Source organism: Hahella chejuensis KCTC 2396, from assembly GCF_000012985.1.
Lineage (GTDB): Bacteria > Pseudomonadota > Gammaproteobacteria > Pseudomonadales > Oleiphilaceae > Hahella > Hahella chejuensis.
In genome coordinates, this window is sequence record NC_007645.1 from 3,131,347 (window position 1) to 3,149,167 (window position 17,821).

A 17,821-nucleotide genomic window follows, 5' to 3' on the forward strand; every position below is an offset into this window, starting at 1 on the left:
AAATGATGCATTAGAGTCTAGTCTCATTTGTATCGACCTTGTCTGAAAGCCTTGTCGTTCCTGGTCTTGCCGGATGTCTCCCCGGCGTCGCGGGTAGGCCCTGGTTCCTAGCATATCTGTCCGAATTGTAGGCCACTTTGTGAGCGTGTTAGCTTGGTCAGGCTGGGCGCCGATTTGGTCAGCTGTTGCGGGAGCGTCGTTGTGTCCCGAAATTAGCGTTCAGAATCAAGCAGGTAGCCGTTGTCAGAATAATCTAGAAAAAGCTGCCTGATGTTATTAACACCAATCGCCAATGAACTGATAGAACTATGAAACCGTTTCAAAAGAACCTGCTGGCAGGGATGATTGCCGGCCTCACCTTTAGCGGCGTGAGCTATGCGAATCCAAGCGCGCCGGAAGATCTAAGCGTATATCGCAATTTGACGCCCAAGATCGTCGGCGGTGAAGACGCCGCCGAGGGCGAATTTCCCTTTATGGTGTATCTGCAATACAACGGCGGCCAATGGTGCGGCGCGTCGGTGATAGATGATTATTATGTGCTCACTGCGGCGCACTGTACCGCAGGCATTTCCGCCGAAAGCTTCAAAGCCGTGATCGGTCTGCACGATCAGAACGACATGCGCGATGCGCAGAAAATCCAGGTGGTGGAGGTGATCAATCACCCTGAGTTTAATGAGCAGACCCTGGAAAACGACATCGCTTTGCTGAAACTGTCGGAGAAGGTGGATGAGAAATATACCCGCATTACTCTGGGTGACTCCACAGACATAATGCCCGGCAGCGATGTGACCGTGATCGGCTGGGGTGCGCTGCGCGAAGGCGGCGGCTCGCCGGATGTTCTGCAAAAAGTGGACGTGCCAGTGGTGTCGCTTGAAGAATGTCGTATGGCTTACGGTGACGGCGCCATTTATGACTATAGCCTGTGCGCGGGCTTGGAGCAGGGCGGAAAAGACTCTTGTCAGGGCGACTCCGGCGGGCCTTTGTTTGTCAATCAGGCAGGCGAATTCCGCCAGTTGGGTATTGTGAGCTGGGGCGACGGTTGCGCCAGACCAGGAAAATACGGTGTGTATACCTCTGTGCCCAGCTTCAAGGAATGGGTGGCTTCTTACGTGGGCGGCGATACGCCTGATCCCGGCGACCCGGATGATCCAGACGGTCCTGATGACGGTGATGGCGACGACGATAATGTGCTCGGCAACGGTAAGCCGATTGACGATCTGAACGGCGTATCCGACAGCAAGGTGTATTACACCATTGAAGTGCCTGAAGACGCCAAGAATCTGAGCGTCAAGATCGAAGGCGGACGCGGGGACGTCGATCTTTATGTTCGGGCGGAAGAAGATCCGACCTTAACCGAATATGATTGCCGCCCTTACAAAAACGGAAATGAGGAAGTCTGTGACGATTTAGTTGTCAGAGCGGGCGTGTATCACATCATGTTGCATGGTTATCTGCGCTATAGCGGCGTTACTTTAACCGCTTCCTATGATGGCGATCCGACAGACCCAACCGATCCAACTGATCCAACTGATCCAACCGATCCAACCGATCCAACCGATCCAACCGATCCAACCGATCCAACCGATCCAACCGATCCAACTGATCCAACTGATCCAACTGATCCAACTGATCCAACTGATCCAACTGATCCAACTGATCCAACTGATCCAACCGATCCAACCGATCCAACCGATCCGACGGACCCAACTGATCCAACTGATCCAACTGATCCAACCGATCCAACCGATCCAACCGATCCAACCGATCCAACTGATCCAACTGATCCAACTGATCCAACTGATCCAACCGATCCGACGGACCCGACGGACCCGGACGATCCTGGATTTCCGACAGATCCAAATGACCCTAATGATCCTAACGAGCCGGGTGAGCCAACCGATCCGACGGACCCAACTGATCCGACAGATCCAACGGACCCGACCGATCCCACTAATCCGGACGATTGTGAACTGACCGAATCGCAAAAAGCTCTGTTGGAAGCCCATAACCAGGCGCGTAGCGAGGGCCGTAACTGCGGTTCAGCCTACTTCCCGGCTGCGGAGCCGCTGGTATGGAACTGTAAGCTTGGCGCCGCGGCGACCAAACACACTGAAGACATGGTCAACAACAACTTCTTCAGCCATACCGGTTCCGACGGTTCTCAAGTTGGCGATCGCACCCGCGCGGAAGGCTATAACTCCTGGCGCGTAGGCGAGAACATCGCCGCGGGTTATGAGTCTACACAGCAAGTGATGGCGGGCTGGCTGAAGAGCCCGGGTCATTGCTCCAATATCATGGGAGCGGAGTACACCGAAATGGGCGCGAAGAAAGTAAGCACGTCCTCGGCCAGTTATCCGCATTATTGGACCTCCGTGTTCGGCGGGGAATAAGTCCGGCATTATCACCGCGCCGCCTGGACCCTCCTGCGGCGCGGTCTTTTTATGTTAACTCCTTCCTGAATCTCCACACTCTGCGACTGTCGGACAAAGGATACGCGCGCAATTAGCAATGAAGTTTTGTAAGATCAAAACCTGAAACGCGCCGAATTTCATTGTCATCACCTCAAAATAATAAGCACTGCGCCATGCCCGACAAGCTGCTCATTCACGATTATTACGACCTGCTAAACCGCGGAGCCTGGTTTCGCGCTATCCCTGAAGATTTGAAAACAGAGCTGCTGAATCTGGCGCAGATAAAAGCGCTGCGGACGGGAGAATTTCTGTTTCAGCGTGGCGACAAACCCGCAGGTATTTACGCCGTGGTGAAAGGGTCGTTGAGAGTCGCTGGCGTCAACGAAAATGGCAAGGAAGCGATCCTGGCGTTTGTCGAACCGCCTAACTGGTTCGGAGAAATCGCCTTATTTGACAGACTGGATCGCACTCACAGCGCCCTGGCGGAGTCCCCGACCACCTTGTTGCACTTACCGCAAAAAGGGCTGGAAACGCTACTGGCGGCGAAGCCGCATTTCTGGAGGGACTTTGGAGTTCTGCTTTGTTTCAAGCTGCGCCTGGCGTTTCGCGCGGTGGAAGACGCCACGCTGTTACCTGCGCCTCTGCGATTGGCGCGCAGGCTGGTGGTGATGGCGGAGGGTTATGGCGACTTCAGTGGACAGGCGCGACGCGTGATACATATACAACAGGAACAGCTGGGGATGATGTTGGGGGTGTCCAGACAAACGGTGAACCAGATCCTGAAGGAGCTGGAGCAGAAAGGGCTGATCGCCACCTCCTATGGGGAAATCCAGATTCTGGATATGGACGCGCTGAAGTCGCAGGCGGGCATGCTGGAATAGACCGCAATCACCACTGATAGCGGTCAATGCGTTCGCCTTCATAACGCACTACGGGACAATTCACCACAATGTCCGTGCGCAGAATCTCCAGCTTTCCCTGACTCTCCGCCACGAAGATCTGCTCTTCGGATTTAAGCTCCACGGGCGTTGCGCCAGCCTTCCAGACGACCTCATACATCAGCCACAAAGGACTGTATTGTAAGTTGACATGGTTCGAACTCAGCGGCTCTGGCGCAGAGGGAAATATGCTGGGTTGATCAAAGTTGCGGACTCGGTAGACCCTCTCCAACACCGTACGAACCTGAGGCGGCTTGGGGTAATCCGGGATGGCGTCCCGCAAGCGGGGAGCGTAATTGGCTTGCATGCTCTCCGCCATGGCCCGATCGGAGACATCAGTGGTGACATAGTAGACGCGTTCGCCATTGTACCAGGCGGGGTGCGCCGCCAGATTTACGTGGGCGCTGTGAGCATTGGAATAACCCTGTCCTGCACAACCGGTCATGGCGAGGATGAAGACCCCTATGGCTAGGCGCAGCATGTCCAACTCCCTTGTTTGCATTCTTTTCCAGTGTAGACAAGGATACGGTCATACGCCCGCGGCCAGAAAAAGAGAGCGGGATTGGATTCAGGGGCCTTCGTAAGAAATGGGCTTGACTTCAAACTCCACCGAAATGGGGGCTCCGTCAGCAAGGTTCAGGGTGACGCTGACATGGTCGCCAGGGCTCAGCGGACGTTGCCGTTGCATCAGCATCAAATGCATGCCGCCGGGGTTGAAGGAAAGGGACTCGCCAGCTTTCAGTTCTAAGCCTTCCCCCATGTGCTGCATGCTCATCTGGCCGTTGTTGTTGATGGTTTGATGCATCATAACCTGACCAAAATCCGCGCTTTCTGCGCTCGTAATAGTGATTGTCCGATCCGACGCATTGTTGAGGGTGAAGTAGCCCGCCATGGGAGTGGTTCCCGGCGTAAAGCGAATCCATGCGTCGCTGGTTTCGACGGCCTTCGCCTCTTCATTTTGCGCGGAGGCGAGAACTGGCGATGATATCAGGGTGGCGGTGAGGAGGGCTCGAATCAGGCTTTTTTTCATCATCATTGAGAGCTATCAAGTGCGGTCACAAGGTTGAGGCGGCAACCATTCCGGGTATATAACTGGAGGCCAAGCCTACCACAGGGCGCACACTGAGAAAACGTAGCTTTAACGGGGAGTTATGCGTCCAATTGTCGCTGGACAATTTCTGATCCGAAAGGCACACTGCGCGGCCACATCCTTCCCATCGTCAACGCGAATGAGGTTTTGAAGTTGCAGTTCAAGCGTTATTGGGTGCGAGGCGCAGCGTTGCTCGCCCTGGTCTTGTTTATGGTGGGGCTAAGCCTGGTGAGGCAGTGGCTTCCCGGCGTTGGTTCTCTTGATCTCGACCAGTTCGAGAATATCCATTATGTGAACGCCGTCGAGTGTACGCCTGGGCAAGGTGAGTGTCGGGTTCCTGTCAACGAAGGCAGTGTGAGCTTCTCATTTGGCGATGAGCCAATTCGTCCCGCGCGCGCGTTTCCAATTCGCCTTCAATTGCAGGGCGTAAAAGCGGATCAGATCCGAGTCGACTTTGAGGGGGCCGATATGTATATGGGCCTGAATCAAACCAGGCTGACGCAGATGGCGGATGGGTCCTATCAAGGTGAAGGGTATCTGCCTGTGTGCATTACCGGACGGATGGCGTGGCGGGCGACTATCTTTATCGCCAAAGGGAGCGACACGCTAGCGCTGGTGTTGGAGTTTGTCACGGAGTGAGTAAAAACGTCCCTGTTCGGTTGTAGTCGGGAGGGGTGTAATAAGAGTGTAAAAAATATCTACACTCTTCGCTGCGCCTTACACCTGTCACCCTGTTTCTATCGACTTATTATACGAATTTTCAGATATCAGACTTTTTTACGACGGGAAAGACTCAGGCTCACCAGCCCCAGTCCCAACATTGCTAATGTGCCTGGCTCAGGAACGCTCAAGCCGCCTTCAATCACATCGTTAGCACAGGTAGCGGACCAACGCAGACCCAATGAAGTGGACTTGCTAAGATCGGTGATGCCCAGATCGGCCAAGGTTAAAGTAAATGACAGGACGCCCAGTGTGCCGACGGTATTGCTAACCCCGCTCAGGTCTGCGCTGGAAGTCTCGCCTGCAACCAATGTGGCTTTACTGGTGTTCACGCTGACTTCTTGATTCTGTCTTACACTGCTGCTGGCGCCAGTGATAACCAGTTGGTCCATGTAGTCAACCATGGATAAACTGTAAAGATCTCCGGTAGAAGCATCTAAAGCGTATTCCCATTTTTCACCGTTGCTGACGTCGTCGTCTTTGTAGCGATCTGCTGCGCTGCCAAAGGGGTTCCAGCCGTTAACGCTAATGAACAGGTCGCCATACATATGGCCAAGGCTATCTGCACCTTCGAAGAAGTTTGTGAATACAGACACATAGAGATTGTCACTATCGTGAGTCACTTCCATATGAGTAATTTGGTAGACGTCTGCGTTACCATATACGTCGCCGTTGTATGAAAGACCGGCTCCGTTATATCCATCATTGATCGTTACGGCATGTGCGCTGACTGCGGCTACGCTCAAAGACAGCGCTGTAAGGGCGTGCTTTATTCTTGAGGTCATAACCAACTCCTTTTCTTTTATTTGGGTAAAGTAGGTCTGAGTACATCACCGCTTTCTCAGGCATTGGTTGTGCCAAAACCAAATTAACCTTAATTTTCAATGTGACAGACAGTCGCCAAATAGTCCGTATTATATAATCCGTAAAATTTACTGACAGTGAATAAGAAAAGTCTGAGAATGCAGACATATGAAAGTACTTAACAAAAATCACATATATTATTGATAATAAAGAAATAAACGGGATGTTTTGAAAGGCCTTCGCACTTTTACATGTCAACAGGATCGGACAGATAAAAGGAAATTCTTAAAATGAACGCTGTAAATTTTCTGACAACTGTACGTTATCCCGGACACTTTCATCGGCTTGTCTGAAAAGAAAAAGCGGCGCTAAGCGCCGCTTTTTAATCACCATACATTACCACGCTGGTGAGAAAAATTATTACAGGCTAGGCCAGGTTTGCACGCCATCCACTAAGATGCTCGGTTTATCCAGGCCATAACAGAACTGGTCGCCGCCAGACGCATAGTACTTGCGCGGCGCTACAGGCAGGCTGAAGGATGCGACCTGGGCTGAGGCCTTGGCGCTAAACGGCAGCGCCCACATAGTCAGGTAGTCGCGGAAGTCCAGCCCGGTGGCATGGGACACGGCAACCGTCATCCAGTCGTTACTGTTAATGCTTTTTGCTTCCGCCAGACTGTATTGAGAGAAACCAAGATTGCTTTTCGCCGCCGACCAGGCCTCTTCGCTCGCTAAAGCCGCATTGAAGTTGCGGTCGAGGATGTGCAGTCTCGGCAGCAAATTCCAGCCGTCATTCAACTTGCCTTCGCCCTGAGCGGTCATCATCATTTGTACCGTGATTCCTGCGCCGTTGGACCAGCCGGTTAACTTTTGGCTTTGCACGTAGGCTTGAGGGTTGGATTCACTGACGGAGTCGCGCAGCACCTTGAACATGCTTTCAAAAGGCAACGACTGACAGCCTGGGTTTTTGCCGGTATCGATGTAGTAATGCGACTTCGAGTAGTAGGAGTAGGGGTTGGTGCTTGCATGCCCATCCCAGCCGCTAAAGCGGAATCGGCCGCGCTCCAGACCATGCCCCAGCTCGTGGATGTCGCCGTGCCCGATAGGGCTGAATTCCCAATAGGCGTCATAGGGATTACCGGAACATCCGTAACCGCAGGTGGCCTGATCCGCATTCATGTGCTTCACGATATCGATATGCTCGATATCCAGGTTGTGTGCAGTGGCGAAATCATGAATCTCCGCCACCACGTCTATGCCCGGACCTTTGAAGCCGGCGAGAACATGAGGGAAGTTATGAATGTAACGCATGGTTCCCGCCGCTAAAGCTGCGCCGGTCTTCCAGTTTTCGTCCTGCATGGACTTACGCATTTTGTCCAGTTTGGAGTGGACTTCGAAGCCAGGCGTCACTAACTCGGCCCAATCGTAGTCGCCTTGAGCTAACGCCTGCTCGAAGCTGGCGTTATCTTCTTCGCCGTTCCAGAAGGGGTGTTCGCCCACGTTCTCGAAACGGAAAGAGACGTTTTTGCCGTTGCCGCCAAACTCAATCTGCAGCGGGCCCCCGTAAGTGGAGGTGAAAGTGATGCTCTCGCCGGATTTAATACTGAATTTCGGCGTCTGCAGGAATTTAGGGCGTGTATATCCGTTCTTCTCAAACTGATGGGTGGCGCCGGAACGCTGTGTGTTTACGAAGATGGAGGTGGCCACATCGGCATTGTCCAGGCGGGTCACCTTCACTGTGTAACCCGGTAGGGCGTAGACGCCGGCGGCGCGGAAATAACGCTTACTTTCCATGTCTATGGTCTTGGTGACTGGCGAGACATGGTTGAAGCTGCTGCGGCTGAAGTTCCCCATGTCCTTTTGTGCGGGGTTCAGTGCGCGGTAATTGTAGACAGAATAATCCGCGTACAGTGATTTCAGAAATGCGTTGTCTTCCGTCGTGATTTTGTCCATGGGATAGGTGACGCTGGCGCGGTAGTGGTCGCCCAATAAAGCGAGCAACTTCTGATAGCGTTTACCTTCGTCGGCGAAGATATTCGTTTTATTTTTGTCCAGATTGGACATGATGTTGCGCACTTGGTCGGCGCCTTCAAAGAAACCGGCATTCAGGCCGCTGACGGCGGAGCAATTTTCGCCGTCGCAGGCGGACCAGTCGAAAGCATAGTCTTCGCTTTCAAAGTGGGTCAGCATGGTCTTTACTTGCGCAACGCTCTCTGGGATTTCGCCCATATCGTCGATGGAGTCATAACCGCTCAGATAGAGCCTTTTCCAGTAGTTGTCTTCCTGGTAGGACACGTTAAACAGTGTGAAGAGCTGGCCGCCCAAGCTGGTTAAATTACCGTCCCAATGAAGATACAGCACGGGCGTGCCCTTGGCCATGGCGGCGGCCACCGTAGCGGTGATGGCGTCAACATCCGCTTCTTCGCTTTTTTGGGAAATAATCAGCAGGTCGGGATTGTCGTTGAGACAACCCGCCAGCTTGGCCCCGTCACAATCTCCCTGTGCGTTGTAACTGACTGCTTCGCCGTAGCGATCATCCAGCCACTTGCGCACGCCGCTGGCGTCGTGAAACCAGTAGCTTTCATCCATTTGCGCCATGACGAGCTTCAAAGGTTTGGTATCGAAATTATCCCTGCCGCTCAGCCAGACGATGGCGTTGTGCATGAATTGATACATCTGCTCATTGGCGCTGCCGCGATTGCGCATGGGATTGCCGCCCAACACGAGATAACGCGCGTCGCTTTCACCGATAACGCCAAATCCGCGGTTATAGACGGTTTTTCCTTCATTGGCGGCATTGGATATTAAAATGGCTTCGTTTTCGCCGAACGTTGCGCTTATCTGCGCCGCATCATGAGTTGGGTCCCAGTCAATGGCGGTGAGGCTATCGCTTTTAGCGGCTCCATCGGTATTCAGTTGGAACAGTTCGATGCGGGCCTGAGCAAAGCGGCTGCGGTTGTTTTCTATGGTCCGTAACGCGGCGGACGCCAGATCGCGGCTGTTCTCGACAACCATTGCATTGCCTGTGCGAATAGCTTGCTCTACGGGGTTGAAGGCGACTTCCAGGTCAAACTGCAGGTCGGCGGTTTTCTTCCCGTCGGATACGCGAATGACTATGCCTTTAGCCATGCCTAAGTCATCTGCGTCAGGGGAGCCGGAAATTTTACCTGTAGCGGCGTCGATGCTCAGCCAGGCTGGACCGTTCACTAACTGAAAGGAGAGCGTATCGCCTTCTGCGTCGCTGACGGTTGGGGTGAAGCTGAAGGGCTCGCCTTCTTTGGCGGCCGGGTCTGGGGTTCCGGAAATGGTTGGGGCCTGGTTGTCGCCTGTATCGGAGCTGTCGTCGCCGCTGTCGGTCCCTGTGTCGTCCGAATTATTTCCGCCGTCAACTTCTGATCCATTGTTGTCGCCGCTGTTATTACCGCCGGTCTTGGCGTCGTCGTCAGATCCGCAGCCGGTCAAGGCTATAGCGCTTACCAGGAGTATCGATCCGGCTAAAGGATGAAACCGCAACATCTTATTTCCTCGTTTTCTACATTGGCGTTGATCAAAAAACCCGCAATATTACGTCGACGTATAAACGCGGGATATAAGCGGCGTGACAACAATTATAAAATGTGAAGTCACGCCAATTTATATGTAATTATTTGTGTACTTATGTGTTATTGATTTACTGTTTTCGAATAAAACGTAACGAATATGTCGTAAACAGATAAAACTGAGGCGATATTTAAATATCGCATTTAAAAACAGATAATTAGAGAGATATAAAAAGAGAGTTGAAGAGGATAAAACATATCCATTAGGGGTTCATTAAGCCAAAAACATTAAATTAAATTAGTACTTTTGGCCTAATTGTTAATATATCTTGCCGAAAAACTATTTCGTTATGAGTTTAATGTGACGACGTTGGCGTGATGAATGTTATCTGTGTCCGAAAACCGTCGTCCAATAGGTCGGGTAGTCCGCGCCGGATGCGTCGACTTTGGCGGCCCCCATTTCTGTGTAACCTTTACTCATAATATTGGCGCAGTGACCCGGACTGTCCAGCCAGCCTTTCATGACCTGCGAGACGGAACCGTATCCGGCGGCGATGTTTTCTCCTACGCGTTGATAGAAGTACCCTTGTGATTTTACGCGTGCGCCTACGCTGAGGCCGTTGGAGCCGGTGTGGTTGAAGAAGTTGTTGTCCGCCATATCTTTGCTGTGGGCGCTGGCGGCCGCGGCGAGCTTGCAATTCCAGGTCAGCGCGGGGGCTTTGTCATAGTCTTCACCGCCGCAGGAGCGCGCTTGCGCCCGAGCTTCGTTGTGCGCCTTGAGCAACTGCTTGTCCAAGTCCGTCATCTGGCAATCAGTAGGAGTGGTGGTTCCGCCGTCGTCAGCGACGTTATCTCCGCCGCTCCCGCCAGAGCCGCCGCAACCAACTAAAGTTACGGCGCCGGTCAGCAACAGAATACGGGCGATGTTGTTTAAATGCATTTGGAATTCCTCCAATAAATCATCTTTGCTTTGACAGACGGAGATACGGCGCTCCTTGCTCTATGAATCAATAAAATAAAGCATCTACTTAAAGCTATCATTAAGCCAAATAGGCTGTTTTATTAGTGCTTTGGGATGAGGACAGTTTGATATATAAAAGCTAAAGGGGGATTTGTTGTTTATGGGCCAGACTTGACCTTCCCCTTGGGGCAAGCTTCACGCTGTATGCGAGCATTCATTGACGGAGTTGAGAAATCACATGCTGACGATAGGGCAGATGGCCCGTTTATTCGATGTCACCACCAAGACGCTGCGTTATTACGAAAGCGCCGGCGTATTTTGTCCTGCGATTTACGGTCGCGAAAATGGCTATCGCTATTACGCGCCGTCGCAAATTGACGAGCTGCAGCGCATTTTATGGCTGCGCGACATGGGCGTGCCGCTGGAAAGCATTCGCGGCCTTAAGGAGCAGGGCGCTTTAAGCGACGAGCATGTTTTGCGCAATAAACTGTGTGGACACGCCACGGCGTTGGAGCGGGAGATTGAAGACAAACGGAAACTTCTCAATGAATTGCTGATTTACCTGAAGCAACCCATCATGGAGAACATAAATATGAATTCCACACAAGGCGCGGCGGTGGAACCGCAAGTCAAAGAGCTTCCTGCATTCACCCTTATTGGTATGGAGTACCGCAGCAGCGACGTCAGAGACTCTATCCCCATGCTGTGGGGACGTTATTTGCCCAGGGAGGATGAGATTCGCGGCAGGGTTAATCACGAGGTGTCTTACGGGCTGTGTCTGCCGCTGGAGGACGGTGAGTTTCGTTATATCGCCGGCGTCGAAGTCGAGAAGGGAACGCCAGTTCCCGAGGGAATGGTGTCGGTCACGGTGGCGGCGGCTCGCTACGCGGTGCTGACCCATACGGGGCCTGTGGCGGGACTTAATGCGACGTTCCGCAAAGCCTGTTCCCGCGACTTGCCGGAAAGCGGACTGGAAAGGGTCGATGGCCCGGACTTTGAGCTGTACGACAGGCGTTTCATGGGCCCCGATAGCGCAGAGTCACAGGTGGATATTTACTTGTCCATTGCTGAATAGCGTACTTAAGCGACCGAACTCAGCAGGTCTCAAAATGGCGACCTGCTGAGTTCGGTCCTCTACGTCAAATAGCTTTTAAAATGGCGTCGACGCTGGCTTTGGCGTCGCCGAACAACATAAAGGCGTTATCGCGGAAAAACAGCGGATTCTGAACGCCGGCATAGCCTGCGTTCATGCTGCGTTTGAATACGATAACGTTTTTCGCTTTCCACACTTCCAACACGGGCATGCCGGCGAGCGGACTCCCTGGATTTTCCGCCGCGGCGGGATTCACCGTGTCATTGGCGCCGATCACCAGCACGGTATCCGTCTCCGGAAAATCCTGATTGATCTCATCCATGCCCAGGACGATGTCGTAGGGCACTCTCGCTTCCGCCAGCAGCACGTTCATATGCCCTGGAAGGCGGCCCGCCACGGGATGAATGCCGAAACGAACTTCCACGCCATGCTCACGCAGCTTCTGGGTGATTTCATAGATAGGGTGTTGCGCCTGCGCCACCGCCATACCGTATCCCGGAGTGATAATCACGGAGTGCGATCCTTTCAGCATGTCCGCAACCCCTTCCGCATTAATCTCCTGGGGCTCGCCATATTCCGCGTCAGCGTCTTCAGGAGCGGGGTCATTCCCGAAGCCGCCGGCGATGACGCTTATGAAAGAGCGGTTCATCGCCTTACACATGATGTAGGAGAGAATCGCCCCTGAAGAGCCCACCAGCGCGCCGGTGATGATCAACAGGTCGTTGGACAGCATGAAACCCGCCGCCGCCGCGGCCCAGCCCGAATAGGAGTTGAGCATGGAGATGACGACAGGCATGTCCGCGCCGCCGATGGAGGACACCAGATGCCAGCCGATAAACAGGGCGATCAATGTCATCAGAATCAGACTGAAACCGCTGCCGCCGACTTTGACGAAATACAACATGAGTAAAAAGGAAACGACGCCCGCGCCCAGATTGATTTTATGACGATGGGGCAGCATCAGGGCTTTGGAGCTGATGGAGCCGCGTAACTTCCCAAAAGCGACGACCGAGCCGGTAAAAGTAATTGCGCCGATAAAGACGCCCAAAAAGATCTCAGTCAAATGAATGCTGAGCAATGCGCCGCTTAGCGGTCCATGCTCCAGATAACTGTTGTAGCCCACCAGAACCGCAGCGAGACCGACAAAGCTGTGCAGGATCGCCACCAGCTCCGGCATCTGCGTCATTTCCACCTTCAAAGCGACTTTAACGCCGACCACGGCGCCGACGGCCATGGCCAGGATGATCAACCAGACTGAAGTTACTTGCGGACTGGCGATAGTCGCCAGCAACGCCAGCGCCATACCAATAATGCCGTAGAGGTTGCCGGTTTTTGCAGTCTCCTGCTTGCTTAGCCCAGCCAGACTGAGAATGAACAGCACGGCGGAAATGATATAGGAGGCGGTGATTACACTGTATGACATGAGTCGCTCCTCCTATTTCCGAAACATTTTCAGCATGCGTTGGGTGACGACAAATCCCCCGACGATATTGATGGTTGCGATCAGCGTCGCAGCGGCGGCCAATAAAGTCACCAACAGACTGTCGCTGCTGATTTGCAGTAACGCGCCGACCACGATAATGCCGCTGATGGCGTTGGTGACGCTCATCAATGGCGTATGCAGCGCATGGGTGACGCTCCAGACGACGTGGTAACCCACAATGCAGGCGAGTACGAAAACGGTGAAGTGAGATAGAAACTCCGACGGCGCGGCGCTGGCGATCCACAGTAACGCCAGTGCTCCTGCGGCCTGCAGACCGTGTTTGAAGGAGCTCGACATCGGCTGGGACTTGGGCGGCGGGGCAGGTGCGGTTTTGGGTTGCTGCGGCGCCGCGCTGACTTTAACCGGGGGAGGGGGCCAGGTGATTTCGCTGTCTTTGACGACGGTGACGCCGCGAATCACTTCGTCTTCGAAATTGATGTCGATGTTTCCATCTTTGTTCTTGCACAGCAGCTTCATCAGATTGACCAGATTATTGCTGTACAGCAGGCTGGCCTGAGTGGGGAGGCGCGAAGGGAGGTCGACATAGCCGACGATTTTCACTTCGTGAATCTCCGCCATTTCTCCAGGTTGGGTGAGCTCGCAATTACCGCCGTTGGGCGCCGCCAAGTCGACGATCACACTGCCGGGACGCATGGCTTTCACCATCTCTTCCGTGATCAGCTTGGGGGCTGGTTTGCCGGGAATCATGGCGGTGGTGATGATGATATCCACCTCTTTCGCCTGCTCCAGAAACAACTTCATTTCCGCCTCGATGAACGCCTTGCTCATCACTTTGGCGTAACCGTCGCCGCTGGAACTTTCTTCTTCCATGTCCACTTCCAGAAACTCCGCGCCCATGCTTTGAATCTGCTCTTTCACTTCCGGGCGTGTATCGAAGGCGCGCACAATGGCGCCGAGACTTCCCGCTGTGCCGATCGCCGCCAATCCCGCAACGCCAGCGCCGATGACCAGAATCTTGGCGGGTTGCACTTTGCCGGCGGCGGTGATTTGTCCGGTGAAAAAGCGCCCAAAGTGGTGAGAGGCTTCCACCACCGCTCTGTAACCGGCGATATTGGCCATTGAACTTAACGCGTCCATGGACTGGGCGCGGGAAATGCGGGGGACGGAGTCCATCGCCAGTACGGTGATGTTCCGTTGCGCCAGTTTCTGCAGTAATTCCCCGTGCTGGGAGGGCCAGATAAATCCGATGAGGGTGGCGCCGGGCTTCAGCAGCTCGACTTCCTCATCATTGGGTTCGTTGACTCTGAGGACAATATCCGCTCCCCAGGCTTCTTCTCTCGTAACGATCTTGGCGCCGACTTCCTCATACATCCCGTCGCCGAAACTGGACAGCCAGCCGGCGTCGGCCTCAACCGCCACCGAAAACCCCAGTTTGATCAACTCCTCAACCGATTTGGGCGTCGCCGCCACACGCTTTTCATGAGGTCTACTCTCTTTGGGTATGCCTATTTGCATCGTCTTCCTCACTTTGTTGTTATTTCAATCCTTAGTCTGGATAACTCACAAGTGGTTATGGGTTAACCATAAGTTGTTCATTGTATACCCTTATTTTGGGATTGATGAGCGAATCTTGGGCTCAGTAAGTTTCCTGGGATTGGGAAAATTGTGTCAGGCGGTTCGCTCATTCAGTCTGGGACCACGTAGTCTTTGAGTTGCGGAGAGCTGGCTTGTATGACGGACTGGAAGATATTGTTCCTTGTTAGCGGTTGCAGGTTAGATTTGCGCAAGATCAATATAAGCTATTGAATATAATTGATTTATCCTGACAAACGTGGCAGTTTGTTACCTGACGCTAGGGAATGTTTTGATAGCGCAGTAACTGCGCTGGCTACTGTGTATAGTCGACAACAACAAATAGCCCGCCGAAGTTATCCCACAATGACATGCCGAATATTTTCCGAGTAACTCCTGGCTTCCGTTATATGAAGGGAGTGCAAGAGCTTCATTGGAAAATCATAGCTATAGTTAAGCAAGCAGAATCATGGAGTAAGGAGTAAAAGATGAAACTGGCGCAAGTGCTCGGACAGCTGAACCAAATCGAGAAGTCAAAATTCATTAACTCTCTCGACAGAGTGTGCCAATCAGCCGGGGATGCGGATAAAAAGCTCGCGAAGGAGCTCAATAGTATTGATGGGCAACTGAAAAGCGCCTCTAGTAACGAAATAACCCGGCTCTTCTTCGCTGTGCGTGATCACTATATCCAGTATTTACGTGATACTTTGGCGTTGGAAGGCCCGCAACTGACTCTGTTAACCAATATCCTTTCCAGAGATGGCAATTGCGTGGCCAGGACAAACTGGATTGAAGCACTTTACGATCAAGAGCATAAACGCTTGAGTAATATGTCCAAGGCGCTGGAAGCAGAGATCAAGGATGCAAGTGAGACCGACAGGTTTGACCGTGGCAATCGATTATCGATATATCAGGACTGCTTTAAAACAGCTTACTTTAATGATGAGCGTGTGAATCGTCAGGCGAGGATCAGCGATGATGAGCGCATGATACTGAATATCCTGATGGACAGGCTTGATATAAACCGTCAAGAGGCAGCGGCTATAGAACATTTGATCGTCCCTGTTCCAGCATCGGGAGTTCTGGATGCGCTTAATACTTTACGGGAGTATGGCGTTGTTTTTATCAGCAAGCGCAATAATAAAGTGTTTGTTCCTGACGAAGTGGTTCAAGTGCTGAATGGAATTCAGGGGAAGGCGCTTCCAGACAAATATCTGGTGCGTATCCTGCGTTCTATGTCCGATCCAGAGCTGTCAAACGTTCTCAAAGCTCACGATCAGCAAATACGAGGCGTTCATCGACAGGAGAAGATCAACTACATCATTCGCGCGGGATTTTCCGTCCACAACCTTTTGGCGGAAGATATGCATGACCCCAAAAGCGGAATCAGTGAACGTAAAGATCGACTGAAGACGATGATCGACGACCTTAACTTGGAAGTGGATAAACTGGGCTCCAAGATTGAGGAGAGAATTGAGCTGATTGTCAGTGCTCTTAACGCCGCAGAGGAGGGTGAGTTTAACTCGCTGACTTCATCCGGTTTCAAAGAAATGCTCACCATGCTTGAGACCACCGAGCCTCCCGTGGCCAAACGGTTGCAAGAGACCTTTGAGATTGAGCCTTCTGACGCAATAGATACGGAGACAATGCGGGCGTTATCCATTTCACCGGTAGATATTCTGTATCTCTACTCAAATGAGGAAGTCAAAACTATTAGAAGCGAAATGGGGCTTTCCAAACGCAAAGAGCCAAGAATGGCGATACTGGAAAGCTTCGCCAGTGCGACTGATAAGATCATAGAAAATTATGAGCTATTGGCGCAAAGAGACCTGAAAGGCTTGGACACCGCTGGAGTGCAGATTCGCGAACCGGATTTAGGCGCAAAATTTGAGGAGGCCACCAGGGCGCTTTTAGGACAGCTCGGACTGAATGTTGACGAAGACCTACGTAAGCAGCTTGGCTCCGCCAAGGATAAAATGGATATCGTGGTGTCACTTTCCGATGACGATGTAATTGTCGGGGAGGCCAAATCTTTCAAAAGTGGTGAATACTCCAAATACAGCTCAACGTCACGACAAGTTAAAGCCTATGTAAACCGGTGTGAGGCGCAAGGTAAACGGGTGCAGCAAGTGCTTCTTGTGGCTCCGGCTTTTTCACAGGATTTTATTGAGGCGGCGGAGCTGGATGCCGATGTAAATATCTCCTTACTCGAAGCTACCGGGCTGAAAAAAATCGTGGAAGCCTACAAAGCGCGCCGAAATCCAAAATTTACAGCGAAGCTTCTGACTAAAGGCGGCTTGTTGAAAGCGGATCTAATCGCAAAATCTATATAAAGACTGCTCCTCAAATAAAGCTGGCGGGCGCCAGCTTTACTCTTATTGCTCAAGATTGCCTCGACACTGAGTCAAATTAAAATTCCTAATAGAAAAAATCATGATGTCCCCCACCGCCATTCTCATACACGTTAACGATATCGAATCAGGTTTGTCCTGGTACAAGAAAGCCTTTCCGGCAGCGCAGGAAAGGGTTGTTGATGGGTTTCGTTATCTTGACGTCGATGGCTTTCACATTGAGATTGTCTGGGCGGACGCCAAAGTGCCTGCCGGTAAGGCGGGTGCGGTGTTGTATTGGTCTGTCGCGAGTCTGGCGGATGAGATGGAGAGGTTTTTGGTCTTGGGATCGACTGTTTACCGTGGACCTATACAGATTGAAAACGGGCTAGGCATGTGCCAGGTGACGGACCCGTTTGGTAATCTTATAGGCCTGAGAGGTCCTTATTCTGCGTCCTGATTTTTCAGGTTGTTGCGCACCAATAGGCTGACTTTTCTCAGACGAACTCAAGCCAGCCTTATCCGATTATTCGGTCACGTTAGCGCCGAGCGCGTCCCGGTATTTCTCGATCAACTCAATCCAGGTTTCTGAATTGGCCACTATGAAATGGTATGTATGATCGTTCAGCAATGTGATCTTGAAGCCCTCAGGCAATGAAGGCGGCAGGCTGTCTTTTTCCACTTTCGCGATATCAGTGAGGGGGATGTTGTAGGTTCCAGGTCCAAGGTCTTCGTTATAGGGCGCGAAGTGCAGGGTCTCTGCGGTCATCCACAACTTGCCGTCGGCTTTGGCGACGCCTTGCTGGATCGTGGAAGTAGAGGATTTGATCACCTTATTCGGAGCGGTGATGTCAGCTTGAGTTACCATTTTGGGTGCCTCCTTGTGGTGCTTGAGTGAGTAGCTGCGGCTTGAAATGAC

Annotated in this window: 14 protein-coding genes; 6 read left to right on the forward strand and 8 right to left on the reverse strand. The window is 52.4% G+C overall.

All coding sequences use genetic code 11. The annotated features are described in order from the left end of the window. Positions 1-308 precede the first annotated feature (308 nt). Both HCH_RS34765 and HCH_RS13665 read left to right on the forward strand, forming a co-directional pair. A complete protein-coding gene (locus HCH_RS34765) occupies positions 309-2,390 on the forward strand; it encodes a trypsin-like serine protease (protein ID WP_011396870.1) in 2,082 nt (693 codons plus the stop codon). Positions 2,391-2,584: 194 nt separating this feature from the next. After that, on the forward strand, positions 2,585-3,292 hold the full coding sequence (locus HCH_RS13665; RefSeq protein ID WP_011396871.1) for a Crp/Fnr family transcriptional regulator: 708 nt from the start codon (positions 2,585-2,587) through the stop codon (positions 3,290-3,292). A 7-nt stretch (positions 3,293-3,299) separates the two neighbouring features. Here the strand turns inward: HCH_RS13665 and HCH_RS13670 are convergent, their stop codons facing one another. Beyond that, entirely contained in the window at positions 3,300-3,830 is a 531-nt protein-coding gene (locus HCH_RS13670; protein ID WP_011396872.1) for a DUF7482 domain-containing protein, read from the reverse strand. Between the two features lie 87 nt (positions 3,831-3,917). Next, positions 3,918-4,385, reverse strand: coding sequence for a copper chaperone PCu(A)C (locus HCH_RS13675; RefSeq protein WP_011396873.1), 468 nt, complete (start codon positions 4,383-4,385; stop codon positions 3,918-3,920). A 207-nt stretch (positions 4,386-4,592) separates the two neighbouring features. On the opposite strand from HCH_RS13675, the gene HCH_RS32355 reads away from it, so the two are divergent. After that, a complete protein-coding gene (locus HCH_RS32355; protein ID WP_011396874.1) occupies positions 4,593-5,078 on the forward strand; it encodes a hypothetical protein in 486 nt (161 codons plus the stop codon). A gap of 128 nt (positions 5,079-5,206) precedes the next feature. On the opposite strand, the gene HCH_RS13685 is transcribed toward HCH_RS32355, so the two are convergent. The 3 genes from HCH_RS13685 to HCH_RS13695 form a co-directional block, all read right to left on the reverse strand. Continuing rightward, positions 5,207-5,944 carry a PEP-CTERM sorting domain-containing protein gene (locus tag HCH_RS13685; protein ID WP_011396875.1) on the reverse strand — a complete coding sequence of 246 codons (738 nt, stop codon included), beginning with the start codon at positions 5,942-5,944 and terminating at the stop codon, positions 5,207-5,209. 439 nt (positions 5,945-6,383) lie between these two features. Beyond that, on the reverse strand, positions 6,384-9,479 hold the full coding sequence (locus HCH_RS13690; RefSeq protein ID WP_011396876.1) for an ImpA family metalloprotease: 3,096 nt from the start codon (positions 9,477-9,479) through the stop codon (positions 6,384-6,386). Between the two features lie 408 nt (positions 9,480-9,887). Next, complete coding sequence (locus HCH_RS13695; protein ID WP_011396877.1) at positions 9,888-10,442, reverse strand: CAP domain-containing protein; 555 nt, start codon at positions 10,440-10,442, stop codon at positions 9,888-9,890. A 259-nt stretch (positions 10,443-10,701) separates the two neighbouring features. On the opposite strand from HCH_RS13695, the gene HCH_RS13700 reads away from it, so the two are divergent. Next, on the forward strand, positions 10,702-11,538 hold the full coding sequence (locus HCH_RS13700) for a MerR family transcriptional regulator (RefSeq protein WP_011396878.1): 837 nt from the start codon (positions 10,702-10,704) through the stop codon (positions 11,536-11,538). Positions 11,539-11,602: 64 nt separating this feature from the next. Here the strand turns inward: HCH_RS13700 and pntB are convergent, their stop codons facing one another. Both pntB and HCH_RS13710 read right to left on the reverse strand, forming a co-directional pair. After that, positions 11,603-12,979, reverse strand: a complete 1,377-nt coding sequence (gene pntB / locus HCH_RS13705) for a Re/Si-specific NAD(P)(+) transhydrogenase subunit beta (protein WP_011396879.1) — start codon at positions 12,977-12,979, stop codon at positions 11,603-11,605. Positions 12,980-12,991: 12 nt separating this feature from the next. Then, positions 12,992-14,515 carry a Re/Si-specific NAD(P)(+) transhydrogenase subunit alpha gene (locus HCH_RS13710; protein ID WP_011396880.1) on the reverse strand — a complete coding sequence of 508 codons (1,524 nt, stop codon included), beginning with the start codon at positions 14,513-14,515 and terminating at the stop codon, positions 12,992-12,994. A gap of 545 nt (positions 14,516-15,060) precedes the next feature. Between HCH_RS13710 and HCH_RS13715 the strand changes: the two genes are divergently transcribed. Together HCH_RS13715 and HCH_RS13720 are read left to right on the forward strand one after the other, a co-directional pair. After that, the gene (locus tag HCH_RS13715) at positions 15,061-16,905 is read left to right on the forward strand and encodes a hypothetical protein (RefSeq protein WP_011396881.1); all 1,845 of its coding nucleotides are present in this window, start codon (positions 15,061-15,063) and stop codon (positions 16,903-16,905) included. A 100-nt stretch (positions 16,906-17,005) separates the two neighbouring features. Further along, positions 17,006-17,362 carry a VOC family protein gene (locus HCH_RS13720; protein ID WP_011396882.1) on the forward strand — a complete coding sequence of 119 codons (357 nt, stop codon included), beginning with the start codon at positions 17,006-17,008 and terminating at the stop codon, positions 17,360-17,362. A gap of 66 nt (positions 17,363-17,428) precedes the next feature. Here the strand turns inward: HCH_RS13720 and HCH_RS13725 are convergent, their stop codons facing one another. Next, the gene (locus HCH_RS13725) at positions 17,429-17,770 is read right to left on the reverse strand and encodes a hypothetical protein (RefSeq protein ID WP_011396883.1); all 342 of its coding nucleotides are present in this window, start codon (positions 17,768-17,770) and stop codon (positions 17,429-17,431) included. Positions 17,771-17,821 lie beyond the last annotated feature (51 nt).